We start from the raw sequence: 23,132 nt of genomic DNA on the forward strand, positions 1-23,132 counted from the left end.
CCGACTGACCGCGCCAACGCGACAGCCACCGCGCCGACGTCAAGACGTTGGCGCGGTGGCCACCGGGTTGGCGCGGTCAGGCGGCGGGCGCCGCGATCCGCACGAGCAGCTCCCGGCGCACCGCACGCGCCGGGCCCAGCAGGTTGGTCAGCCGCACCAGCAGCAGGGCCGTGACGGCAGCGGTGGCCGACGCGACCAGGTCCAGCACCGCGTGCAGGACGACACCATCGGCACGGGCCTGCACGCCGGTGCGCAGCGACCACAGCACGACGACGGCGGCGAGCACCCCACCGACGGCCCACAGCGCCCACCAGGCCAGGAGCAGCCGGGAGGGACGCGGGCGCTGCCGGGGCGCGCGCCGCAGGGCGGTGTGCTCGATCTCGGCCAGCACGGAGCCTGCCATCACCAGGTTCCAGCCGGGGACCAGCCAGCCCAGCACGATGCTGCGCACCCGGCGGGCGGGACGGACCGCGGCATCGGCGGCCGCCGCCCGCGACGCGCGCACCGTCCAGATGACGATGAGCAGTCCGGCGAGCCCGCCCAGCACCGGAGCGATGGTGCCGGCGGCCGACACCAGCGCATCGGACGCGGCGACGACACCGGCAGACAGCGCCCCGTCGCGGCTCAGCAGCAGCAGGATGTAGCGCCACACCTCGGCGCCGCCCGCGATGAACGTGACGGCGGTGGTGGCCCACAGCAGCGGCACCACGGTGGCCAGCAGTGAGCGCGCGGCCTGCAACGGGCTGCGGCCCGCAGGCTCCGGCTCGGCATCGGCCACCCACGGGCCGGGGGTGAACCCCCAGCGCGGGATGAAGCGGTAGCGCGGCGCGCCCGTGTAGGGGACCCGGATCGGCGCCGGCACCGGCGGGGTGGCCGACGGCGGTGGCTCGGCCACCCAGCGCAGGGTGGCCAGGTAGCGACCGCAGTGGGGGCAGAACGGCCCGCCGGACGGCACGGCGCGCATGCCGCAGCGCGGGCACGTCATGGGCACTGCTGTCGTCGGCACTGCTGCGGGTGGCGGGGCCATGGGGGCCGGATCAGATCACGGTGGGCGCGACGCCGTCGTGCTCGCCGACCAGCGGGCGGCCCAGCGCCTCCCAGGACTGCATGCCCCCGTCGACGTTGATGACGGAGTGGCCCTGCTGGCCGAGGAACGCCACGACCCGCCCGGAACGGCCGCCGGAGCGGCAGATCACGTACAGCGGATCGGCGTCGGGGAGCTCGCCGATGCGGGCGGTGAGCTCGCTCATCGGGATGTGGTGGGCGTCGGGCGCGTGCCCGGCCGCCCATTCGTCGTTCTCACGCACGTCGAGCAGCGTGGCGTCGGTGGGGAGATCCGCCACCTGGACGGCGTTGGCGCCGGGACCGGTCATGCCCCAATCCTGCCACGCGGGGGCGTCACGGCCCGGTGAACGCCGGCAGCGCCGGTCGACGGGATCGTCGACCGGCGCTGCGATGGCGGTGCTCAGCGAGCGGTGGGGGCCTGGGTCACGGCCTTCTCGGATCCGGCGCCGGTCAGCGACCGGACCTCCATCTCCGCGTACTTGGCGATGTCGACCTTGCGGTTGGCGCCGATGTAGGTGCCGATGACACCGAGCAGGAACGACGCCGGGATCGAGATCAGGCCCGGGTTGTCGAGCGGGAACAGGTGGAAGTCGACGCCCTGGAGCATCGACGCGCTGCGCCCGGTGGCCGCGCTGACCGGCTTGCCCGACACCGCGGGCGAGAAGATGATCATGATCAGGCAGATGCCCAGCCCACCGTAGATGCTGAACAGCGCCCCGGTGGTGTTGAACTTCTTCCAGAACAGCGTGTACAGGATCGTCGGCAGGTTGGCCGACGCCGCCACCGCGAACGCCAGCGCCACGAGGAACGCCACGTTCTGCCCGTTGGCGAGGATGCCGCCCGCGATGGCGACCACGCCGATCACCAGCGCGGTGGTGCGGGCTACCCGCACCTCGGCGTCCGGGGTGGCACGCCCCTTCTTGATGACGTTGGCGTACACGTCGTGCGCGAAGGACGCCGACGCCGTGATCGTCAGCCCGGCGACGACGGCGAGGATCGTGGCGAACGCGACGGCCGAGATCAGGCCCAGCAGGACTTCACCGCCGAGCTGGTAGGCCAGCAGCGGCGCCGCGTTGTTCTGGTTGGCCGCCGTGATCGTGCCCTTCGGCAGCAGCGCGGCGGCGCCGTACCCGAGGATCAGCGTGAACAGGTAGAACAGGCCGATCAGCCAGATCGCCCACACCACGGAACGGCGGGCCTCGGTGGCCGTGGGCACCGTGTAGAACCGCATCAGGATGTGCGGCAGGCCCGCGGTGCCCAGCACGAGCGCGAGTCCGAGCGAGACGAAGTCGACGGGGTTCGTGTACTGCAGCCCCGGCGCCAGCACCGCGTCGCCCTTGGGGCTGGCCGCCGCGGCCTGCCCGAGCAGGTCCGACACGTTGAAGCCGACGATGCCGAGCACCCACGCGGTCATGACCGCGGCCCCGATGATCAGCAGGATCGCCTTGATGATCTGGACGTACGTGGTGCCCTTCATGCCGCCGACGAGCACGTAGACGATCATCAGGATGCCGACGACCGCGATCACGATGCCCTGGCCGAGCTGGTTGGTGGCGGGGATCTGCAACAGCAGCGCGATCAACCCGCCCGCCCCGGCCATCTGCGCGAGCAGGTAGAAGAACGACACCACCAGCGTCGATGTCGCGGCGGCGGCGCGCACGGGCCGCTGCCGCATCCGGAACGCCAGCACGTCACCCATCGTGAACTTGCCGGTGTTGCGCAGCAGCTCCGCCACCAGCAGCAGCGCGACGAGCCACGCGACGAGGAAGCCGATCGAGTACAGGAAGCCGTCGTAGCCGTTCAGCGCGATCGCGCCCGCGATGCCGAGGAACGACGCCGCCGACAGGTAGTCACCGGCGATCGCGACGCCGTTCTGCGGACCGGTGAACGACCGGCCGGCAGCGTAGTAGTCCGACGCCGTGCGGTTGGTGCGGCTGGCGCGGTAGACGAAGATCAGGGTGAAGCCCACGAAGACGGCGAAGATACCGACGTTGAGGCCGATGTTGCCGACGGCGGCGGCGGGCGCCTGGGCGAGTGTGTTCACGCCGCACCCTCGATGTGCTCACGCAGCCGCTTGGCGGCCGGATCGATGTGCTTGGTGGCGTACCGCACGTAGATCGTGGTGATCAGGAACGTCGACACGAACTGCAGCAGGCCGATGATCAGGCCCACGTTGATGTTGCCGGTGATCTTGATCGCCATGAAGGCGGGCGCGTAGGACGCCAGCAGTACGTAGACCAGGTACCAGATCAGGAACGCCGCGCTCATCGGGAAGACGAAGCGCCGCAACCGGCGGCGCAGGTCGACGAACTCCGGGCTGCGTTGTATCTCCTGGTAGATCGTTCCTGTCGAGTGCTCGCCCGTGGTACTCACGGCGTCCTCCCCGTTCAATGTCCTTGTGCGCACTGCGCTTCGCAGCACCCTTGTCGGGCTCCACTACTGAAGCGAACGACGGCGGGCCGGTGCAGCTACTCCGATCGGACACTCGATCCGAAGTCCACCCGTTCGTGGTATCGCCTCCTCGGCGCGCCACCCGACTGCCGCACCCACCTGGGGCACGGTGCGCGACCGCGGCCCACGATTCCGGTGGACGACCCCGAACGGGAACGTCGAGCCACCCGAACGTGTGCTCACTCGGTGGAGCGACGCATCCGATCGGCGAGCCGATCGCGGCTGAGCCCGAGCCGCTCCGGCGCGTGCAGCCGCAGCATCACCTGATCGGCGTCGGCCGGGCGGCGCTTGCTCGTCAACTTGCTCACCAGCACCATCGTCAGGAACGCCGCCGGCACGCTGACCAGCGCAGGCCGGTAGAGCAGCACGCCGACCCATCCGGTGCCGCCCCAGCCCGCGAGGCTGACGGCCACCGCGCCCGCCGACAGCGTGCCGCCCGTGAGCACGCCCGCGATCGCGCCGGGAGCGGTGAGCCCGCGCCACCAGATGCCCAGCACCAGCAGCGGGCAGAACGTGGACGCGGCGACCGCGAACACGAGCGCGACGGCCTCGGAGAAGTCGAGCCTCGTGACCAGCAGCGACAACGCGAGCGGAACGGCACCGGCGATCACCGCGGCGATCCGGAAGTCACGGACGCGGCCGGTGCCCAGCACATCGGTGGACAGCACTCCGGCGATGCTCACCACCAGGCCCGACGAGGTGGACAGGAAGGCCGCCCAGGCGCCGGCCGCCACCACCGCACCCAGCAGCGCGCCGGCCCAGCCGCTGCCCAGCACGGCCGACGGCAGCAGCAGCACGGCCGCGTCCGTGTCCCCGGTGACCAGCAGTTGCGGGGTGTAGAGCCGCGACAGCGCCCCGAGCAGCGTGACGACCATGTAGAACCCGCCGAGCAGTGCCAGCACCACCACGGCGGTGCGACGGGCCGCGCGACCGTCCGGGTTGGTGTAGAAGCGCACCAGCACGTGGGGCAGGCCCATCGTGCCCAGGAACGTCGCGATGATCAGCGAGTAGGTGCCGAGCAGGCCGTAGTCGCGGCCCTCGGGGAACGGCGTCAACCAGTCGGAGTCGTTGACCGGCGCACCGACCACCACCGGAACGGCCGAGCCGCCGTTGAACTCGAGCACCGCATCCGTTCCCGCGGTGTGCCGCCCGACGTCCCAGCGCAGCGCACCGCCGGTGAGCTGCTGCCCGTCGACCTCGCCGGTGGCCGAGAGCAGTACCGGCACGTTGACCTGCAGCACCACCGGCGTCTCGATGCGCACCCGGGTGTGCGACGGGAACTCCGGCGGCGCGTCGTGCTCGAACGTGCGGCGGTCGCCGAGGAAGAAGATCAACGCGACGGCCGCGGGCAGCGCGAGCACGGTGAGCTTGAGCCAGTACTGGAAGGCCTGCACGAACGTGATCGAGCGCATGCCGCCGAGCACGACGGTGGCGACGACCACGACCGCAGCGGCGACCGCGCCCGTCCACCACGGCAGCGCGGTGACCGTGGCGACCGTGAGCCCGGCGCCCTGGAGCTGCGGCAGCAGGTAGAGCCAACCGATGATCACCACGAAGACCGTGCAGACCTTGCGCAGCGCCGGTGAGCGCAGCCGGGCCTCCGCGAAGTCGGGCACCGTGTAGGCGCCGGAGCGGCGCAGCGGCGCGGCCACGAACAGCACCAGCGCGAGGTATCCCGCCGTGTAGCCGACCGGGTACCACAGCGCGTCCACGCCATCGCGCAGGATCAGGCCGGCGATCCCCAGGAACGACGCCGCCGAGAGGTACTCGCCCGAGATCGCTCCCGCGTTCGCGGCGGGACGCACGGTGCGCGACGCCACGAGGAAGTCCGACGTGCTGCGGGCGATGCGCACGCCGATCGACCCGATGACGGCCGAGAGCAGGGCGACGAGAGCCATCGCACCGAGTGCGAGCGCTCCCGTCGTCGTCACGCGACCACTATGTCAACTCGGCCCACCACGGGACACCGCCCGCGACGGGGAGCTCATCGATCCAGCCGATCGGGATTGCGGGCATTGGAGTTGACCCGATTGGACGCCTGCCTGCTCGGCGTGAGCCGATCGTGGCTCAGCCCGAGCCGCTCCGGCGCGTGCAGGCGCAGCAGCGCACCCTCGACCCCGTCCGGGACCCGGGCCCGGGTGAGCTTGCTGACCAGGACCATCGTCAGGAACGCCACCGGAACCGTGGCCGCGGCGGGGCGGTAGAGCAGCACACCCACCCAGTCGGCGGGCACCTCCGCGAACATGCTGACGCCGGTTGCTCCCATCGAGAGCAGCCCGCCGACGACGACACCGGCGACCGCACCCGGCGCCGTCAGCCCGCGCCACCAGATGCCCAGCACCAGCAGCGGGCAGAACGTGGACGCCGCCACCGCGAACACCAGCGGCACGGTCAGCGAGAAGTCCAGCCGGGAGACGCACAGCGCGAGCACCAGCGGCACGACGGTGGCCAGCACCGCCGCCAGCCGGAAGTCCTTCCACCGCCCGCCCAGCACGTCGGTGAACAGCACGCCCGCCAGGCTCACGACCAGCCCCGATGACGTCGACAGGAACGCCGCGGCGGCCCCGGCGGCAACGAGCCCGCCGACGAGCCAGCCCAGCCAGCCCTGCCCCAGCGCCGCCGTGGGGACGAGCAGCACGGCGGCATCGGTGTTGCCGCTGGCCAGCAGCTGCGGCACGTACAGCCGCGACATCGCGCCCAGCAGCGTCACGAGCATGTAGAAGGCGCCGATCATGCCCAGTACCGCCACCGTGGTGCGGCGGGCCGCACGGCCGTCGGCGTTGGTGTAGAAGCGCACCAGCACGTGGGGCAGGCCCATCGTGCCCAGGAACCCGGCGATGAGGATCGAGTAGATCTCCAGGAGCTGGTTGCCCTTGTTGCCCGACATCGGTTCGAGCCAGGCACGGTCGGTGGCAGGGGTACCGACCACCGAGGGCACGACGGCGCCCTTGGCGAACGTCAGCGTGGTGCCTGCGGCAACCTCATGGGTTCCCGGCTGCCACGTGACCGGACCCGACACGGGAACGGAGTCGATCACGCCGGCGGCCTCGAACGGGACCGGCTCGGCCACCTCGAGCACCACCGGCGTCCGGATCTGGACCTTCGTGGTGTCGCGGAACTGTGGCCCGACCGGGCGGTCGAAGGTGCTGGCGTCGGAGAGGAACAGGCCGAGCACGACAACGGCGGGAACGGCCAGCGCCGTCAGCTTCAGCCAGAACTGGAATGCCTGCACGAACGTGATCGAGCGCATCCCGCCACCGACGACCGTCAGCAGCACGACCACGCCGGCCCCGGCGACCCCGGTCCAGGCGGGCAGCGCCGTCAACGTGGTGAGTGCGAGCCCCGCCCCCTGCAGCTGCGGGAGCAGGTAGAGCCAGCCGATCAGCAGGACGACGGCGGTGCAGATGCGCCGCAGCACCGGCGAGGCGAGCCGCGCCTCGGCGAAGTCCGGCACCGTGTAGGCGCCCGATCGGCGCAGCGGCGCCGCCACGAACAACAACAGCGCGAGATAGCCCGCGACGAAGGCCACCGGGTACCAGAGCGCGTCGGCGCCCTCGCGGAGGATGAGTCCCGCGATGCCGAGGAACGACGCGGCCGAGAGGTACTCCCCCGAGATGGCGCTCGCGTTGGCCACCGAGCCGACGGTGCGCGACGCCACCAGGAAGTCCGACGTGCTGCGCGCCACCCGGACCCCGAGCGAGCCGATCACCGCGGAGACGATGCCGACGAGCGCGATGGCGACGAGCGCGACGATGGCTCCGGTGCTCAACCCCTGGTCCTGCGCATGTTCTAGTCCTGCACGTGGTCGGCGAAGTTCTGCTCCACCCGCTCGGCCGTGCGCGTGTGCCACCAGCCCAGGCCCAGCAGGAACGGGTACACCAGCACGCCGAGGATGAGCCAGGGCAGGCGCAGGCCCAGCACGCTGATCCGGCCGATCTCCGGCACGAGCGCGAACAGCACCGGGAGCACGCCGAGCGTGAGCCCCGCGAAGACCGCGAACCGCAGCGCCACCGTCAGCTGGGATCCGATCAGGTTGCTGCGCAGCAGCTCACCGACGCCGGTGCCCTCCTGGATGTCGACGACCGTGCGCACCGGCCGGGCGACCCCCTTGCGCTCGGCCAGCACCACCCGCACCCGCTTGTTGGGCAGGTCGTCGTCGTTCTCGTCGTCGGTATCGGCGGATCCATCGGTGCTGCGGCCATCGGTGCTGCGGCCATCGGGCCGGTCGTCGAACAGCGCGCCCGGGGTGGCCGAGCGCTGCTCCGGAACCGACACCGTGCCCGGCGGGGGCGTGCTGACCGGCGGGTAGGGCGCCGTGGCCGTGACCGAAGCCGACCAGATCACCTCGCCGACATCGGCAGGCGGTGCCTGCGGGCGCGGCGGGAACGTGGGGTGCGACGGCGGGGCGAAGGCCTGCTGCCCGTAGCCGGGCTGGGGCTGGGGCGACTGGGGCTGGGGCGACTGGGGCTGGGGCGGAGCGGGCGGGGCCGACCGGGTAGCCGCCGCGGCCTGCTCGACCGGTGCGGCCGGGGGCTGCTGCTGTTGGGCGGGCTGCTGCTGGGCGGGCTGCTCCTGGGGCCGCGGTGGGGCGCTCGGAGCGGATACGGCAGCCTGGGGCGGCGCGCCCTGGTCGGCGACCGAACGGGCGGGCGCAGCACGTTCCACGAGACCGTCGGGGACGCCCTCGTCGGGCTGCCCCTGATCCACGGGGAGCGGGCCGGTGGGCTGCACCCGTGCGGGCAGCGACGGCAGTAGCGGGATCGGGTGCGGGCCGGACGGCTGCGGCCGCCACACCGGCGGCGGGAGCTGATGCGGACCGGACACCTGCGCGGGCGGCCCGGCCTGGTGCGGCCCGGTCGGCTGCTGGAGCCCGACCGGAGCCGGCGTCGCCGGAGGCGGGGAAGCAGGAGGTGGCGTGACCGGAGGGGGCGTGACCGGGGGCAGGGAGAGCAGCCGGGCGGCGGCGGACCCCGACGGCGGCGCCGGACGCGCGGGAACGGCCGGACGCTCCTGCGGCCCACCGTTCTGATCGGGGCGCTGCGGACCGGACCAGGCAGCACTCTGGCCGGGCCGATCGGTGCGCAACCGCCGGGGCGGCGGCTGCACGGGAGACCCGATCGGTGGCGGCAGGGCACCGCCCGGCCCGTCGCTGCGGCGTTGTTGTTGCTGCTGAGCGGCCCCGTTGCGGCCGGAGGCATCGCGCCGGGCGTGCCGGCCACCCGATCCGGAGCTCTTGGCCGCGATACGGCGCTGGATCTCCTGCTGGAGCCAGTCGGTGGCGGGCTCCGCGGTCGCGTCATCGGGGCCGCGGCCGTGTTCAGGACCCGAGTCCCCCGGCTCGGGTGTCACCGACGGCGGCGCGCCGTCGGTGAACGTGCTCACCGAACTCCCTCGCTACGGCGAGGTTGACGGGAAGGGATCATCGCTGGCTCCATGCCTGCTTCGTGGCGCGCACCAGGCGGTCCTTGAGCTCCCGCGTGTGGCGGCGACTCACCGGCAGCTCCGCGCAGTCGGGGCCGTTGCCGACCCGCACGACGTAGCCCGATCCGGACAGCCGCAGCTCGGTGACCAGCGGCAGCGACACCAGGAACGAGCGGTGGATGCGCACGAAGCCGGCGTCGCGCCAGCGGTCCTCGAGCACCGACAGCGGGATGCGGACCAGGTGGCTGCCCTCGTGGGTGTGCAGCCGGGCGTAGTCGCCCTGAGCCTCCACGTAGCGCACCGCCGAGCGCGGGACGAGCTTCGTGGTGCCCGCCAGCTCGACGGGGATGACCTCGTCCTCGTTGCCCTCCTCGCGCGGCGCCTCGACGGCACCGGCTGCCTTGGAGGCCAGGATGCGGTCGATGGAGGCGGCGAGCCGCTCGGCGCGCAGCGGCTTGAGCAGGTAGTCGACGGCACCCACCTCGTACGCGTCGACAGCGCGGTCGTCGTGGGCGGTGACGAAGACGACCGAGGGCGGCACCGCCATCGAGGAGAAGACGCGCGCCAGCTCGAGACCATCGAGGCCGGGCATCCGGATGTCGAGGAAGACGACCTCGACATCGGTGCGCTCGGCCACGCGCGTGCCCGTCATCGGGTTGGCCATCCCCCGGTTGGGCTGCCCGGCGGTGGCGGCCTCGCGCACCCCCTGCCGGCTGTTCAGGATGCGCAGCGCGTCGGTGGCGTCGGACGCCTTCAGCACGAGCCCGACGCGGGAATCCTCACCCAGCAGGTAGGCCAGTTCTTCGAGAGCCGGTTCCTCGTCATCCACCGCAAGGACGACCAGGCCTCCGGAGCTGTCGTTGCTGTCCACGATCTCCTCATCCTGCGTGTCCGGTGCTCGCGCCGGATCCGGGACGATCACGCCCGGCTCCGTCGACCATGGTGACGGCCAATCCGTGTGAGTGCCAGAGGCCAACACCAATCGAGTTCACTCGATCACACCGCGCTACAAACCGTACCTTGCCCACGTTGCCCGGATCTCGGCCGCCTGCGTCACCCCCAAAAGGAGATCAGCGCTGGTAGCACCCTGTGCTGCCGGCGCGCCGCCCAGACCGAGGCGGGCGAGGAGCGGCTTGCGGCCCTCCACGGACACCTGTTCGGCATCGGGAAACCTTTCGGTGAGGACCGAGCGCGCCGTGCCCAGCCCATCGATGAGGCCGAGCTCGACGGCCTTCGCTCCGGTCCACACCTCGCCGGTGAACAGCTCCGCCCCGGCCTTCAGCTTGTCGCCCCGCCGCTCCGTGACCCAGTGCTGGAACATCTCGTGGAGCTGGTCCTGCAGGCCGCGCAGCCAGGCGACGTCCTCGGGCTTCTCCGGCAGGAACGGGTCGAGCCGCGCCTTGGACGTTCCTGCCGTGTAGAGGCGCCGCTGGACGCCGAACCGCTCGATCAGCCCGTCGAGCCCGAAGCCCTGGCTGACCACTCCGATGGAGCCCACCAGCGACGTCGGGTGGGCGAAGATCTCGTCGGCCGCGCACGCCAGCCAGTACCCGCCCGAGGCGGCGACGTCCTCGCAGAACGCGAGCACCGGCACGCCCTTGTCCTCGGCGAGCCCGCGGATCCGATCGGCCACGAGCGCCGACTGGGTGGGGGAACCGCCCGGCGAGTTGATCTGGAGCGCGACGGCGGCGAGGCGCTCCGGCGCGAACGCGCGCACGAGCGTCTTCTCCAGCGCAGCCGCGTTGATCACCGAACGCGGCAGCGGACCGGTCGCGGCACTGATCACGCCGTGCAGCCGGACCACGGAGACGACCGCCTTCTCCCGCTCCCCCAGCCGTCCGGGTAGGCGGGACGTCAGACTCTCGGGGAGACGGAGCGCTTCCATGCCGCCACGCTACGCGGCCACCCCACCCCCCAGCAGGCTGAAGCGCACCCACGAGCCGCCCCACCCACCCGTCCACACCGCCGATTTCGCCGATCGAGCACGCCGATTTCGCCGATCCGACACGGTGTGTGGGCCGATCCAGCACGCGTCGCACGGTCACGCCGTGTCGAAACCGCACACTCGCCGTGTCGAGACGGCCAATCAGCGTGTCGAGATCGCGAAATCAGCGTGTTGGAATTGCGAAATCGGGGGGTCAGACGCGGATGCCCGCCCGGAACTTCGGAACGCGGAGGGTGATCTTCATGCCGGCTCCGAGCGCCGTATCGACGACCAGGCCGAAGTCGTCGCCGAAGGTGGAGCGCATCCGGTCGTCGACGTTGCCGAGGCCGACGTGGGCGCCGGAGAGGTGGGCGTCGTCGAGGTCCTCGGTGAGCCGCGCGGGGTCCATGCCGATGCCGTCGTCCTCGACGATGATCACGCACTCGGCCCCGGCGTTCTCGGCCGTGATGGTGATCGTGCCGCCGTTGGGCTTGCTCGCCAGGCCGTGCCGCACGGCGTTCTCGACGAGCGGCTGCAGCGCCAGGAACGGCAGGACGACCGACAGCACCTCGGGCGCGATCTGCAGCTTGATGTTGAGCCGGTTGCCGAACCGCGCCTTCTCCAACGCGATGTAGCGCTCGATGTTGGTGAGCTCGTCCTGCAGCGTGGTGTAGTCGCCCGCCGTGCGGAACGAGTACCGGGTGAAGTCGGCGAACTCGATCAGCAGCTCGCGGGCGCGCACCGGGTCGGTGCGGATGAACGACGCGATGGTGGTGAGCGCGTTGTAGACGAAGTGCGGCGAGATCTGCGCGCGCAGGGCCCGCACCTCGGCCCGGTTGAGGCGGGCGCGCGACTCGTCGAGCTCGGCGAGCTCCAGCTGGCTCGAGACGTAGCGCGCGACCTCGGCGGTGGCCCGCAGCAGCACCGGCCCCGCCGTGGACGTGGTGAGCGCTGCCAGGGTGCCGACGATGGCCCCGTCGGTCTCCAGCGGCACCACGACGATGCCGCGCACCTCGCAGTTGGGGTGATCGCACGAGATCGACGTGTGCGACGCCACCTGCTGGCGTCCGGTGGACATCACCAGCTCCGCCAGCGACCGGACGTCGGGTTCGTGCTGGTCGGCGTCGCCGTCCCAGCCGAGCGTGAGCCCCCGGTTGTCGGTCATCGCGATGGCGCAGGTGTCGAGCAGTTGCCGCAGGTAGGGCAGCGCGAACGAGGCCGAGGTGTGGGACAGGCCCTCGCGCAGCGCCGGTGCGGCGAGCGCGACGGTGTGCAGGGTGGCGAAGGTGGCCTTCTCCAACGGCGTGGCGAACGTGTTGCGCCGGTTGCGCAGCACCAGCACGACCACGAGCACGATCATCAGCACGATGACGGCGATCGCGACGATCAGCACGGTTGGGGAACCGATCAGGTCTCCCACGTCAGCTCCTACCTCACCAGCCTGGAGAGCCGCCGATCGGCAAGTGGCTTGCCGCCGGTCTGGCAGCCGGGACAGTACTGGAACGACTTGTTCGCGAAGGAGACCTCCCGCACGGTGTCGCCGCAGACCGGGCAGGGCAGCCCGGTGCGTGCGTGTACGCGCAGCCCGGAGCGCTTCTCACCCTTCAGCTCGGCCGCCTTCTGCCCCACCGAACGCTCGACGGCGTCGGTGAGGATCGAGCGCAGCGCGTCGTAGAGCGCGTCGACCTGCTCGGGTTTCAGCCGCCCCGACGCCGCGTAGGGCGACAGCTTGGCGGTGTGCAGGATCTCGTCGCTGTAGGCGTTGCCGACGCCGGCGAGCACCGTCTGTTCCACGAGCAACGTCTTGATGCGCTCGCCGTGCCCCGCGAGCAGCTCGCCGAACTCGGCGCGGGAAAGCGCGAGCGCGTCGGGACCCAGCCGCGCGATGCCGGGCACCTGCTGCGGATCGGGCACCAGGTAGACGGCGAGGCGCTTCTGCGTGCCGGCCTCGGTGAGGTCGAAGCCCGGCCCACCTACGTGATCGAGGTGCACCCGAAGCTCCAGCGGCCCGCGTCCCGGTTTCGGCGGGGTGGTGCCCGCCGTGTCGTGCCACCGCAGCCAGCCGGCCCGGGACAGGTGCGTGATCAGGTGCAGCGGGTCGTCGGGCCGGTCGAGGAACTCGACGGACAGGAACTTCCCGTAGCGCGCCGCCCCGGTGACGACGCGCCCGACCAGCGCCGCGACCGGCGGGTCGAAGGTCTTGACCGCGCTCATCGACGCGACGTCGACGCGCGCCACCGGCCGGTAGAGCGCGTGCTCGCGCAGGTGGTGGGCGAGGGCTTCGATCTCGGGTAGTTCGGGCACGGGGCGCCTGCCTAGTTCACCGGCTGCAGCGGGCTGTCGGCGTGGCCGGGGGTGCCCTGGGTGCGCAGCCTGCGGACGACGATGCGGAGCTCCTCCTTGGCCGACGAGCCGCCGCGGACGAGTCCGGTCCAGCGCTCCGCCGGCAGGTCGTAGCTGCCAGCGGTCTCCGCGACGACCGTCCATGGCCTGCGCAGCCACCAGCGGACCGGGAAGAACGCCACGATGGCCACGCCGATCACCCACAGGTACCAGGGCACGTGGACGAGCTTGGGCGCCCACAAGAAGATGATGACCCAGAACACGAACAGGGCCGAGAGGATCAGCACGGCAGCGCCACGGCCGCCGTCGACGTCGTGCTCGAAGTCATCACCCGTGGCCGGCAGCGACCACTCGATGTTGCGGCGCACCGACCACTCCCGCGAGTCGACGCCGATGACCGTCTTCGTGCGCATCGTCCCTGCCGTTGTCGGGGGCCACTACCTCCTCCAACTTTCCCACATCGGAGGCCGTTGCGGGGTCACCAGCGCAGCGGTAGTCGGGTGACCCCGTTGATGAAGTTGGAGGTGAGCCGCTTCGACTCCCCGTCGAGCTCGACCGGCGGCAGCGCGAGGAACTCGGTGAAGAAGGCCCGCATCTGCAGCCGGGCGAACGCGGCCCCCATGCACAGGTGCGGCCCCTGGCCGAACGCCAGGTGGTCGTTGGGCGTGCGGGCGGGGTCGAACCGGAACGGGTCGGGGAAGCGGCGCTCGTCGTGGTTGGCCGAGACGTGGTAGACGACGACCTTGTCACCTGCGGCGATCGGCTGCCCGGCGAGCACGAGGTCGCGGGTCGCGGTGCGCCGGAACGTCAGCACCGGCGGGTGGACGCGCAGCATCTCCTCGATCGCCGATGGCAGCAGGTCCGGCTCGGCGCGCAGCCGCCGGTAGGCGTCCGGATTCTGCAGCAGCGTCAGCACCCCGCCCGGCAGCGCGCTGCGCACCGTGTCGTTGCCCGCGATCACGAGCAGGAAGAAGAACATCTCGAGCTCGGTGTCGGTGAGCCGCTCGCCGTCGACCTCGGCCGCGACGAGCGCCGTCATGACGTCGTCGGCAGGCTCCCGCCGCTTGCGCTCGGCGAGCTCGTGGGCGTAGCCGAACATGTCGGCGAGCATCGCGGGCGAGCGCGGGTTGACGGGGCGGCCGTCGGCGTCCGTGACGACCGTCGCGTGCTCGGGGTCCTGGTAGCCGATCACGCGATTGGTCCACTCCAGCAGCAGCGCCCGATCGGCGACGGGGACGCCGAGCAGGTCGGAGAGGTTCTGCAGCGGCAGGTCGTCGGTGACGTCGCGCGGGAGGTCGCAGCGGCCGCCGGCCCCGGCGAGCAGTGCCGCGGCGCGCTCCTGGATCGTCGCGGCGAACCGTTCGAGCCGGCGCCGGGTGAACGCCCCGGTCACGAGCGTGCGCAGGCGGACCTGCTCGGGCGGGTCCATGTTGAGGATCATCCGGCGGATGAACGGCAGGTCGGCGGCGTCGGGATCGCGGATCTGGGTGGCCCCGAGCGACGAGGAGTAGTCGGCGGGGCTGCGCAGCACGTGCCGCACGTCGTCGTAGCGGGTGACGGCCCAGAACCCGGGCCCGGCGGGCCAGATGCCGACCTCGTGCTCGTCCTGCCAGCTCACCGGGGCGGTGTCGCGCAGCACGCGCAGGTCGTCGTGGGGCACGGCGCGGGCGAAGACGCGCGGATCGAAGACGTCGGGCACGGCCTGTGCCTACCCGGTCACGGGCTGATCGTCGAGCCCGGGAAAGTTCCCGACGGTGGTCGGGATCACGTCGAACCGGCCGGAACCGAGTTGCCGATCTACGTTTCGCAGGTCCATGCTTGAGCCACGCAAGTCGTTGCGTGCTACAAGCAAAGCAAAGGTAAAGTATGACCGCGCCGGCCGAACGGGTGGACCTCGCCGATGGCGAGCTCTCCTGCACGGGACTCGACCGGGCCACCCTCGCCGGGGGTGACCCGGAGCTCGCCGACCACGTCGGCCGCGAGCTCATGCGCCTGGTCCGGGTCGTCACCCGGCTCAAGGGACGCGAGGACATCGCCGTTGCGGCTGTCCTCACCCAGCTGGTCGACAAGGGACCGCTGCGGGTCGGTGAGATCGCCGCTGCCGTCGGCACCGATCCGTCCACCGTGAGCCGACAGGTCACCGCGCTGGTCGAGGCGGGATTCGCCGAGCGCCGGCCGGACCCCGACGACGGGCGGGCCCACCGCCTCGTCGCCACCGAGGCAGGCGTCGACCGGTGCGCGTCAGGACGTCGCAGGCGCGGTGAGCTCATCACGTCCGTGCTCCAGGGCTGGCCGCCGGAAGCCCGGCGGCAGGTCGCCCAGCTGCTCGGACAGCTCGCCGACGGCATGCAGGAATGGGACAGGCGGGACGACCGCCGTCCAGGAGGAGAGAACTGATGTCCACCGAAGTCGTCCCCGAGATCGGTGGCGCCCCCACCAAGCAGGGCGCTGCGCCGCCCAAGGGTGAGCTGAGCCATCGTCAGGTGCTGACGATCCTGGGTGGCCTCGCCCTCGGGATGTTCCTGGCCGCGCTCGACCAGACCGTCGTCTCGACGGCCATCCGCACCATCGCCGACGACCTGGGCGGGCTGTCCCTGCAGGCGTGGGCCACCACGGCGTTCCTCATCACCGGCACGATCAGCACGCCGCTGTACGGGAAGCTGTCGGACATCTACGGCCGCAAGCCGTTCTTCCTGCTCGCCATCGGGATCTTCATCGTCGGCTCGATCCTCTGCGTGTTCGCCACGTCGATGTACGAGCTCGCCGCGTTCCGCGCGGTGCAGGGCCTCGGCGCCGGCGGCCTGTTCTCACTGGCGCTGACGATCCTGGGCGACATCGTGCCGCCGCGGGAACGCGCCAGGTACCAGGGCTACATCCTCGCGGTGTTCGGCACCTCGAGCGTCATCGGCCCGGTCATCGGCGGCGTGCTCTCGGGCCAGGCCGACATCCTGGGCATCGACGGCTGGCGTTGGATCTTCCTGGTCAACGTGCCGCTCGGCGCGATCGCGCTGATCGTCGTCGCCCGCGTGCTGAACGTGCCGCACACCTCACGCCCGCACCGCATCGACTGGCCAGGAGCGGTCACCCTCGCGATCTTCCTGGTGCCGCTGCTGATCGTGGCCGAGCAGGGCCGCGAATGGGGCTGGGGCTCCACCGACGCCATCGTCTGCTACATCATCGGCGCCGTCGGGCTCGTGCTCTTCCTGCTCGCCGAGCGCTTCTACGGTGACGACGCGCTGCTGCCGCTGCACCTGTTCCGCAACCGCACGTTCACGCTGACCAGCCTCTCGGGCATCGTCATCGGCATGGGCATGTTCGGCGGGCTCGCCCTGCTGCCCCAGTTCCTGCAGATCGTGCACGGGGCCACCCCGACCGAGGCCGGCCTGCTGATGCTGCCGCTCGTCGCCGGGATCATGGTCGCGTCCATCGTCTCCGGCCAGGTCACGTCCCGCACCGGGCACTACAAGATCTTCCCGGTCGTCGGCACCGCACTGATGGTCGGCGCGGCGCTGCTGCTGCACTTCCAGCTCACCGTCGAGATCCCGCTGTGGGAGTTCGACCTCTACATGCTGATGTTCGGCCTCGGCCTCGGTTGCTGCATGCAGACGCTGGTGCTCGCCGTGCAGAACGCCGTGCCGCCGCGCGACATGGGCGTCGCCACCGCGTCGTCCACGTTCTTCCGGCAGCTCGGCGGCACGCTCGGCACGGCCGTCTTCCTGTCGATCGTGTTCTCCACCGTCACCGACAAGATCGCCGACCAGTTCCGCACGGCGGCCACCACGCCGAAGTTCCAGGCCGCACTGGCCGACCCGGCCGTGCGAGCGAACCCGGTGAACCAGCCGGTGCTCGCAGCCCTGTCGGGTGGCGGTGACGGCGGCGCGTCCAACGTGCTGGCCGACTCCTCGTTCCTGCAGCGCATCGACGCGCGGCTGGCCCACCCGTTCCTCGCCGGGTTCACCGACTCGATGACGCTGACGTTCATCATCGTGGCCGCGGTACTGGCGATCGCGTTCATCGTGGTGCTGTTCGTCAAGGAGCTCCCGCTGCGCACCATGTCCGGCGCGCAGGCCAGGGCACAGGAGGACCAGGAGATCGCCGATCGGGCGATCGCGAACGCGGCGCTGTCCGAGGCGCCGCTCGCCGGATCCACGCTGCCGGCCGAGGCGGCCACGGCCGAACTGCAGTCGGCCGCCGGCGATCCCGGCCCCGGACGGCACGCCCTGGGCCCGTTCGAGCCGAGCCACCCCGCGGTCGCGACCAACGGCAACGGCAACGGCAACGGCAACGGGCACCTGCCCGCCGTCAACGGGATCAGTGAACCCAGTCCGATCAGCACCCTCAAGGAGGCCGCCGTGGCAGCCGGACTCCCGGAGCCTTCCGGGTCCCTCACCAGCGGACCCGCCATCCAGGGCACCGTCGCCCGGGGTGACGGTGTCGGGCTCGCCCAGGTCGTGGTCACGGTCGCCGACCCGACCGGCCGGCAGGAGGCCCGCACCACCACCGACCACGAGGGCCGGTACGGCGTGGCACTGCGCGCGGGGGGCACCTACCTCGTCGTCGCCGCGTCGGGCACCTACCAGCCGCACGCCGCGCTCGTCGCGGTCGCCGACACGGCCGCCCGTCACGACGTCATGCTCACCGGCACCAGCGGGGTGCGCGGCGTGGTCCACACGCCCGACCCGGCCGGTGGCACGCGTGTCGTCGGCGCGGTCGCCATCACGCTGATCGACGCCCGCGGTGACGTCGCCGCCACCGGCGTTGCGGGCCCGGACGGCCGCTACGTCCTGGCCGGCGTTCCCGACGGCGCCTACACGCTGACGGCGGCCGGAGCCGGCTACCAGCCCGTCGCGGTCAGCGTCGTGCTCGGCCTCGACACCACCGTCGAGCGCGATCTGGAGCTGCCGCGCCGGTCGCGGCTGCTCGGCACGGTCCTCGCCGCGAGCAACGGCCGCGCCGTCGAGGAGGCGATCGCGACGCTCGTCGACGCGAACGGCACCGTCGTCGCGTCCACGGTGACCGGCCCGGACGGCTCGTTCGTCTTCGAGGACCTCGCCGAGGGCAGCTACACGCTGACCGCGAGCGGCTACGCCCCGGTGGCGCAGGTCGTGCAGGTGGCAGCGGGCGCGCAGGCCTCGGCGCTGGTGGAGCTCGGTTCCACCGCGACGTCGCAGCCCGTTGCCGAGGCGTTCCGGTGACCGCCGTCGCCGGCCTGCTGTCCACCCCGGACGGCTGGCCGGTTCCCGGTGGCACGCTCACAGCGGTCGACATGACCGGGGTGCAGCGCGGGCGCACTGCCAGCAACACCGACGGGCGCTTCGCACTCGACGACCTGCCCGCAGGGCTGTACACGTTGATCGTCGCGGCGGCGGGGCACGACCCGCTCGCCCGCACCGTGACGGTCGGCAGCGGCCCGGTCACCGACCTCGGCGTGCTCGAACTGCCCCGGGCCGGCGGCGCCGTGCTGCCGGCACCGGGCACGTGGACGATCGACCCGGTCCACTCGAGCATCCGGGCCACGGCATTGCACCTCGGGATGAGCCGCGTGCACGGCAGGCTCGGCTCGTTCAGCGGGCAGGTGCAGGTGGCCGATCCGCTGGAGCACAGCTCCGTGGAGGTGCTCATCGATCCGAGCGCCGTGGCCACCGACGACGCGATGCGCGACGAGCACCTGCGCAGCGCCGACTTCCTCGACGTGCTGGCCTACCCGGAGATCCGCTACAAGAGCGAGGGGCTGCGCCGCACCGACGCCACCCACTGGGTGGTCGACGGGGTGCTCACGCTCAAGGACGTGAGCGCGCACGTGCCGCTGCAGGTGCTCTACCGCGGTACCGGGCCCGACCCGTGGGGCGGGGTGCGGGCGGGGTTCACGGCCACCGCGGAGGTCTCGCGCGACGACTTCGCGATCCGCTGGAACCAGTCGGTGCTCGCCGGGCTGCTCGTGGTGGGTCGCACGCTGCGGATCGACATCGACATCGAGGCCGTCCGCTCGTAGCCGCTGGCTGGCGCCGGCGGGCGTGCTCAGTCCAGCCCGAAGTCCAGGGCCGGGGTGAGCACGCCCTCCAGCCCGAGCAGCCATTCCTTCGTCGGGCGGCCGCCGCCGAACCCGCCCAGCCCGTCCGAGGCCATGACGCGGTGGCACGGCACCACCACCGGGATCGGGTTGGACCCCATGATCGAGCCGACCCCGCGCGCCGCGGTGTAGGCCTTGCCCAGCCCGCTGCGCTCGGCGAGCTCGCCGTAGGTGACGACCGCGCCGTAGCCGACCGTCTCGTACAGCGACGCCAGCACGCGCCGCTGCGACCCGGCGCTGGTCAGCCGCCAGTCCAGCGGTACGTCGAACGTGGTGCGCCTGCCGGCGAAGTACTCCGCGAGCTCGGCGGCCACCGCGTCGGTGGCGGCACCCTGCTCCAGCGGCTCACCCAGCTTGGCCGCGGCCTTCTCCGCCGCCTCCGGATGATCACCGAAGGCGACCAGCGCCAGCCCGATGTCGGTGACGCCGATCGTCAGCGCACCGATCGGTGCGGGAGCGGGAACGACGGTCCAGGTGAATGCCACGGTCCCATTCTGGCCCCCCGGCACGGGCGAACCCAGCGGAAATCGGACATCATCCCTGCTCGGACACGGTCGGGAAGAGGTCGGCGGCGAGGTGCCGGTTGGTCCAGTCCGCCCAGTCGGCCGCAGCCCAGGAGTGCTCGACGACGAGCAGTCCGAAGGCCTCCGCCGAGAGCAGCGTCGCCATGATCTCGGTGGCCCGCGCCACCGTGATCTGCAGGGTGAAGCCCGGTTTCTCGGCCAGCTCGTCGATGGCGGCAGCATGCTGCGCCAGCGCCGCTGCGCGCGTGCGCACCAGCAGGTCGGCGGGCTCCGGGTCGGCTGCGGCGGCACGCAGGACGGCGGCGAGCGGGTGCTGGCGCTCCAGCACGACGGCAGCCTGCGCGACGTAGCGCGCGAGCGCGACCGTCCCGTCGGGCTCTCCGGCCAGCTGCTCGAGCCACCCGGACGGATGATCCTCGGCCGCACCGGCCAGCGCGCCCTCCAGAACCGCCGCCTTGCTGCCGAAGGAGAGGTAGAGCGTCTGCACGGCCACCCCCGCCGCCTTGGCGAGTCCGGCCATCGTCGTGTCGAGGTAGCCGCTCTCGACGAACAGCGGCGCCGCGGCGTCGGTGATCCGCCGCCGCGTGGCTGCCGTGCGATCGGCGCGCGCGGACCGGGCCCGCGTTGTCGTAGCCACAATCCCTCCGTGTCATCGCGTACTGGAACGTCATTACAGCTTGTGATTCCAGCTCCATGTTCCAGCAACACTATCCACCAGTGATCTTGGTGTCACGCCGGACCCTGGCCCCGGGCGAGCGCATGGTCGAACACCACACGCAGGTCTGCCTTGGCCCGCCGCCACCGGGCCTCCGGTTCCTCGGGCGGCAGCGCCACCCGCGTCAGCAGCAGGCCCCGCACCGTGTCCATCGCCGTGAAGACGGCATGCCGCACGGCAGTGCGCTGCCCGCCGGGCCCGAACAACGTCCTGGCGTACTCGACGATGGTCGCGTTGGTCTCCTGCTCCACCAGCACCACCTTGCGCTGCAGCTCCGGGTCGGTGCGCGCGGCCACCCACAGCTCGACGACGGCTGCGAACAGCGGCCCCTGGTGCACCGACCACAGCAGCTCGAGCCCGGCGTCCACCGGATCCGCGGCAGCCCTGGCCGCCTCGAGCCGCGGCAGGAGCTCCGCGGTGCGGGTGGCCGCGATGTGGCTCACCGCCGCCGCGACCATGTCGGCCTTCGACGCGAAGTGGTGCGCCAGCGCGCCGCGGGTGACCCCTGCCCGCTCCACCACCCGGACGGTGGTGGTGCCGGCGTACCCGTCCTCCTGGAGGCAACGCACCGTGGCGTCCAGGATCCGCCGGCGCATCGCGGCGCTGCGCTGCTCCTGGGTGCGGCGCACCGGCTTGCCGTCCTGCACTGGCTGCACGCGCGCAGCATAGCCCCGCTTACCGGCAGGGATGCCGGTAAGTCCGCTACCGCGCTGGCCGAACGCCCACTGGTTCCGGTTGGATCATGAACCAGTGGGCGTTCGGCCGGCTAGAACGCGACGGCCGAGCCCACCCCGCTGCGGGTGTCGGCCGCCGCCCGCAGCAGGCGGCCGTCGCCGCGGCCCACCGCGGACATCCGGCCGAGCGACCACGCACCGGCCGTGGTCACCACGTGGCCGCGGCGGCGCAGCTCGTCGAGGTTCGCCGTCCCCAGCCGGGACTCCGCCACGAGCCCACCCGGCTCCCACCCGCGCGGCGCGAACGAGGACGGGAACGACAGGGAGTGCCACGTCGGGGCGTCGATGGCGGCCTGCAGGTCCAGCCCGCCGACGGTGTGCGCGAGCCAGAAGCACAGCTGCCACTGGTCCTGCTGGTCGCCGCCCGGGGTCCCGAAGGCGAGGCGCGGCTCGCCGTCGAACAGTGCCAGCGACGGGCTCAACGTGGTGCGCGGCCGCCGCCCCGGCGTGAGCGTGGACGGCAGCCCGTCCTCGAGCCAGAACATCTGCGCGCGCGTGCCCAGGCAGAAGCCCAGCTTCGGGATCGTGGGCGAGGACTGCAGCCAGCCGCCCGACGGCGTCGCCGACACCATGTTGCCCGCGGCGTCGACGACGTCGACGTGCACGGTGTCGCCGCGCGTCACGCCCTCGCGGTCGACTGTCGGCTCCCCCGTGCCCATGGCCGTCGAGGTCGCGTCCCCGGCGTCGGTCGCCGGGAGTCTCGTCGCGTAGGACGCAAGCCGCGGATCGCGATCCCCCGGCGTCCCCGGGCGCAGCTGCAGCGACGCGGTGTCGCCGATCAACGCTCGGCGGCGCTCCGCGTAGTCGCGCGACACGAGCTCGTCGAGCGGGACGGGCGCGCTGTCGCCGTACCAGGCCTCCCGGTCGGCGAAGGCCAGCTTCGCCGCCTCGACGGCCCGGTGCACCGTGTCGGCCGTCGCGACACCGTCGGTATACAGAAGGTCCGCGTCGCGCAGCAGCTGCAGCGTCTGGATCAGCACCGGGCCCTGCGACCACGCCGGCACCTTGGCCACCGACCAGCCCCCACCGACGTCGACGGTCAGCGCCTCCTCGTAGGTCGCCGACCAGACGGCCATGTCGTCGGCGGTGAGCAGGCCGGCATGGTCGCGCCCCGACTCGTCGCGCACCGGCGTGCGGCAGAACGCGTCGATCTCCTCGGCGACGAACCCCCGGTACCACGCATCGCGGGCGGCGTCGATCTGCGCGACGCGGTCGCTGCCGGCCGCCGCCGCCACCGCCAGCAACCGCTGCCAGGTGGCGGCCAGCGCCGGGAGGCGATGCGTCGACGACGGCACGGCGCCGCCGGGCAGCCATGTCTGCGCCGAGCTCGGCCAGTGCTCGCGGAAGTGGTCGGCGACGGCACCGATCGTCAGCGGCACGCGCGGGACCAGCGGAAACCCGCCGGCCGCGTACCCGAGCGCCGGTTCGAGCACATCGGCCAGCGTCATGGTGCCGTGGTCGCGCAGCAGCGTCAGCCAGCCGTCCCACGCGCCCGGCACGGTGGCCGCGAGCAGCCCGGTGCCGGGCACGATCTCCAGGCCGAGGTCATCACGCAGCGCCGCGGCGGTGGCCCGGGCCGGCGCGACACCCTGTCCGCACAGCACCCGCGGTCTCGGATCGGCGGCCGTCACGAACACCGCGGGCACCTCGCCACCCGGCCCGCACAGGTGCGGCTCCACCACCTGCAGCACGAAACCGGCGGCGACGGCAGCGTCGAACGCGTTGCCGCCGCGCGCGAGCACCGCCATCGCGGTGGCCGTGCCGAGGTGGTGCGTGCTGGAGGCAGCGCCGTGCGCGCCCCGCTTCTCATGGGTGATGGGCGCCATCGCCCGATCATCGCCCGCTGGCGCCGGCTTCACCAGATTTGTATGCGGTATTCCACATG

The 23,132-nt window shown here is 72.2% G+C and carries 20 protein-coding genes; 3 read left to right on the forward strand and 17 right to left on the reverse strand.

Translation table 11 applies throughout. The features are described from left to right. Positions 1 to 76: 76 nt before the first annotated feature. From ACFPFQ_RS15275 to ACFPFQ_RS15335, 13 genes are all read right to left on the reverse strand, one after another. On the reverse strand, positions 77 to 985 hold the full coding sequence (locus ACFPFQ_RS15275) for a DUF4328 domain-containing protein (protein WP_379619133.1): 909 nt from the start codon (positions 983 to 985) through the stop codon (positions 77 to 79). 52 nt (positions 986 to 1,037) lie between these two features. After that, positions 1,038 to 1,373 (reverse strand): rhodanese-like domain-containing protein, encoded by a 336-nt coding sequence (locus ACFPFQ_RS15280; protein ID WP_379619135.1) that lies wholly within the window; start codon positions 1,371 to 1,373, stop codon positions 1,038 to 1,040. Positions 1,374 to 1,465: 92 nt separating this feature from the next. Beyond that, positions 1,466 to 3,109 (reverse strand): cation acetate symporter, encoded by a 1,644-nt coding sequence (locus tag ACFPFQ_RS15285; protein ID WP_379619137.1) that lies wholly within the window; start codon positions 3,107 to 3,109, stop codon positions 1,466 to 1,468. After that, positions 3,106 to 3,438, reverse strand: coding sequence for a DUF485 domain-containing protein (locus ACFPFQ_RS15290; protein WP_379619139.1), 333 nt, complete (start codon positions 3,436 to 3,438; stop codon positions 3,106 to 3,108). Before ACFPFQ_RS15290 ends, ACFPFQ_RS15285 begins: the two co-directional genes overlap by 4 nt. 257 nt (positions 3,439 to 3,695) lie before the next feature. Continuing rightward, on the reverse strand, positions 3,696 to 5,414 hold the full coding sequence (locus tag ACFPFQ_RS15295) for a cation acetate symporter (protein ID WP_379619272.1): 1,719 nt from the start codon (positions 5,412 to 5,414) through the stop codon (positions 3,696 to 3,698). 86 nt (positions 5,415 to 5,500) lie between these two features. After that, entirely contained in the window at positions 5,501 to 7,285 is a 1,785-nt protein-coding gene (locus ACFPFQ_RS15300; protein ID WP_379619141.1) for a cation acetate symporter, read from the reverse strand. 20 nt (positions 7,286 to 7,305) lie between these two features. Next, entirely contained in the window at positions 7,306 to 8,898 is a 1,593-nt protein-coding gene (locus ACFPFQ_RS15305) for a hypothetical protein (protein WP_379619143.1), read from the reverse strand. A 37-nt stretch (positions 8,899 to 8,935) separates the two neighbouring features. Further along, on the reverse strand, positions 8,936 to 9,808 hold the full coding sequence (locus ACFPFQ_RS15310) for a LytR/AlgR family response regulator transcription factor (protein ID WP_379619274.1): 873 nt from the start codon (positions 9,806 to 9,808) through the stop codon (positions 8,936 to 8,938). 135 nt (positions 9,809 to 9,943) lie between these two features. Continuing rightward, a complete protein-coding gene (locus tag ACFPFQ_RS15315; protein WP_379619145.1) occupies positions 9,944 to 10,822 on the reverse strand; it encodes a S49 family peptidase in 879 nt (292 codons plus the stop codon). A 253-nt stretch (positions 10,823 to 11,075) separates the two neighbouring features. Continuing rightward, entirely contained in the window at positions 11,076 to 12,281 is a 1,206-nt protein-coding gene (locus ACFPFQ_RS15320; RefSeq protein WP_379619147.1) for a sensor histidine kinase, read from the reverse strand. A gap of 8 nt (positions 12,282 to 12,289) precedes the next feature. Further along, a complete protein-coding gene (locus ACFPFQ_RS15325) occupies positions 12,290 to 13,165 on the reverse strand; it encodes an Fpg/Nei family DNA glycosylase (protein ID WP_379619149.1) in 876 nt (291 codons plus the stop codon). An 11-nt stretch (positions 13,166 to 13,176) separates the two neighbouring features. Then, positions 13,177 to 13,617 (reverse strand): hypothetical protein, encoded by a 441-nt coding sequence (locus tag ACFPFQ_RS15330; protein ID WP_379619151.1) that lies wholly within the window; start codon positions 13,615 to 13,617, stop codon positions 13,177 to 13,179. 65 nt (positions 13,618 to 13,682) lie between these two features. Continuing rightward, positions 13,683 to 14,903, reverse strand: a complete 1,221-nt coding sequence (locus tag ACFPFQ_RS15335) for a cytochrome P450 (RefSeq protein ID WP_379619153.1) — start codon at positions 14,901 to 14,903, stop codon at positions 13,683 to 13,685. Positions 14,904 to 15,070: 167 nt separating this feature from the next. Between ACFPFQ_RS15335 and ACFPFQ_RS15340 the strand changes: the two genes are divergently transcribed. From ACFPFQ_RS15340 to ACFPFQ_RS15350, 3 genes are read left to right on the forward strand one after another with little or no spacing between them, the layout of a single operon-like run. Further along, on the forward strand, positions 15,071 to 15,601 hold the full coding sequence (locus ACFPFQ_RS15340; RefSeq protein WP_379619155.1) for a MarR family winged helix-turn-helix transcriptional regulator: 531 nt from the start codon (positions 15,071 to 15,073) through the stop codon (positions 15,599 to 15,601). Further along, positions 15,601 to 18,399: an MFS transporter gene (locus ACFPFQ_RS15345; protein WP_379619157.1), complete on the forward strand. Its 2,799-nt coding sequence runs from the start codon at positions 15,601 to 15,603 to the stop codon at positions 18,397 to 18,399. The genes ACFPFQ_RS15340 and ACFPFQ_RS15345 overlap by 1 nt, the downstream gene beginning before the upstream one ends. Further along, complete coding sequence (locus ACFPFQ_RS15350; protein WP_379619159.1) at positions 18,396 to 19,196, forward strand: YceI family protein; 801 nt, start codon at positions 18,396 to 18,398, stop codon at positions 19,194 to 19,196. Before ACFPFQ_RS15345 ends, ACFPFQ_RS15350 begins: the two co-directional genes overlap by 4 nt. A gap of 26 nt (positions 19,197 to 19,222) precedes the next feature. Here ACFPFQ_RS15350 and ACFPFQ_RS15355 read toward each other — a convergent pair whose 3' ends face one another. The 4 genes from ACFPFQ_RS15355 to ACFPFQ_RS15370 form a co-directional block, all read right to left on the reverse strand. Then, positions 19,223 to 19,759, reverse strand: coding sequence for a methylated-DNA--[protein]-cysteine S-methyltransferase (locus ACFPFQ_RS15355; RefSeq protein ID WP_379619161.1), 537 nt, complete (start codon positions 19,757 to 19,759; stop codon positions 19,223 to 19,225). A gap of 49 nt (positions 19,760 to 19,808) precedes the next feature. After that, the gene (locus tag ACFPFQ_RS15360) at positions 19,809 to 20,435 is read right to left on the reverse strand and encodes a TetR/AcrR family transcriptional regulator (RefSeq protein ID WP_379619162.1); all 627 of its coding nucleotides are present in this window, start codon (positions 20,433 to 20,435) and stop codon (positions 19,809 to 19,811) included. Positions 20,436 to 20,527: 92 nt separating this feature from the next. Beyond that, positions 20,528 to 21,169: a TetR/AcrR family transcriptional regulator gene (locus ACFPFQ_RS15365; RefSeq protein WP_379619163.1), complete on the reverse strand. Its 642-nt coding sequence runs from the start codon at positions 21,167 to 21,169 to the stop codon at positions 20,528 to 20,530. A 110-nt stretch (positions 21,170 to 21,279) separates the two neighbouring features. Continuing rightward, a complete protein-coding gene (locus tag ACFPFQ_RS15370) occupies positions 21,280 to 23,073 on the reverse strand; it encodes a gamma-glutamyltransferase family protein (RefSeq protein WP_379619165.1) in 1,794 nt (597 codons plus the stop codon). Positions 23,074 to 23,132 lie beyond the last annotated feature (59 nt).

The organism is Pseudonocardia sp. GCM10023141 (assembly GCF_042653605.1).

Bases quoted from the DNA above. Each gene is read 5' to 3' on its own strand.
- ACFPFQ_RS15275 (WP_379619133.1), bottom strand. From the start codon at position 985: ATGACGTGCCCGCGCTGCGGCATGCGCGCCGTGCCGTCCGGCGGGCCG.
- ACFPFQ_RS15340 (WP_379619155.1), top strand. From the start codon at position 15,071: ATGACCGCGCCGGCCGAACGGGTGGACCTCGCCGATGGCGAGCTCTCC.
- ACFPFQ_RS15295 (WP_379619272.1), bottom strand. From the start codon at position 5,414: ATGGCTCTCGTCGCCCTGCTCTCGGCCGTCATCGGGTCGATCGGCGTG.
- ACFPFQ_RS15345 (WP_379619157.1), top strand. From the start codon at position 15,601: ATGTCCACCGAAGTCGTCCCCGAGATCGGTGGCGCCCCCACCAAGCAG.
- ACFPFQ_RS15370 (WP_379619165.1), bottom strand. From the start codon at position 23,073: ATGGCGCCCATCACCCATGAGAAGCGGGGCGCGCACGGCGCTGCCTCC.
- ACFPFQ_RS15315 (WP_379619145.1), bottom strand. From the start codon at position 10,822: ATGGAAGCGCTCCGTCTCCCCGAGAGTCTGACGTCCCGCCTACCCGGA.
- ACFPFQ_RS15280 (WP_379619135.1), bottom strand. From the start codon at position 1,373: ATGACCGGTCCCGGCGCCAACGCCGTCCAGGTGGCGGATCTCCCCACC.
- ACFPFQ_RS15330 (WP_379619151.1), bottom strand. From the start codon at position 13,617: ATGCGCACGAAGACGGTCATCGGCGTCGACTCGCGGGAGTGGTCGGTG.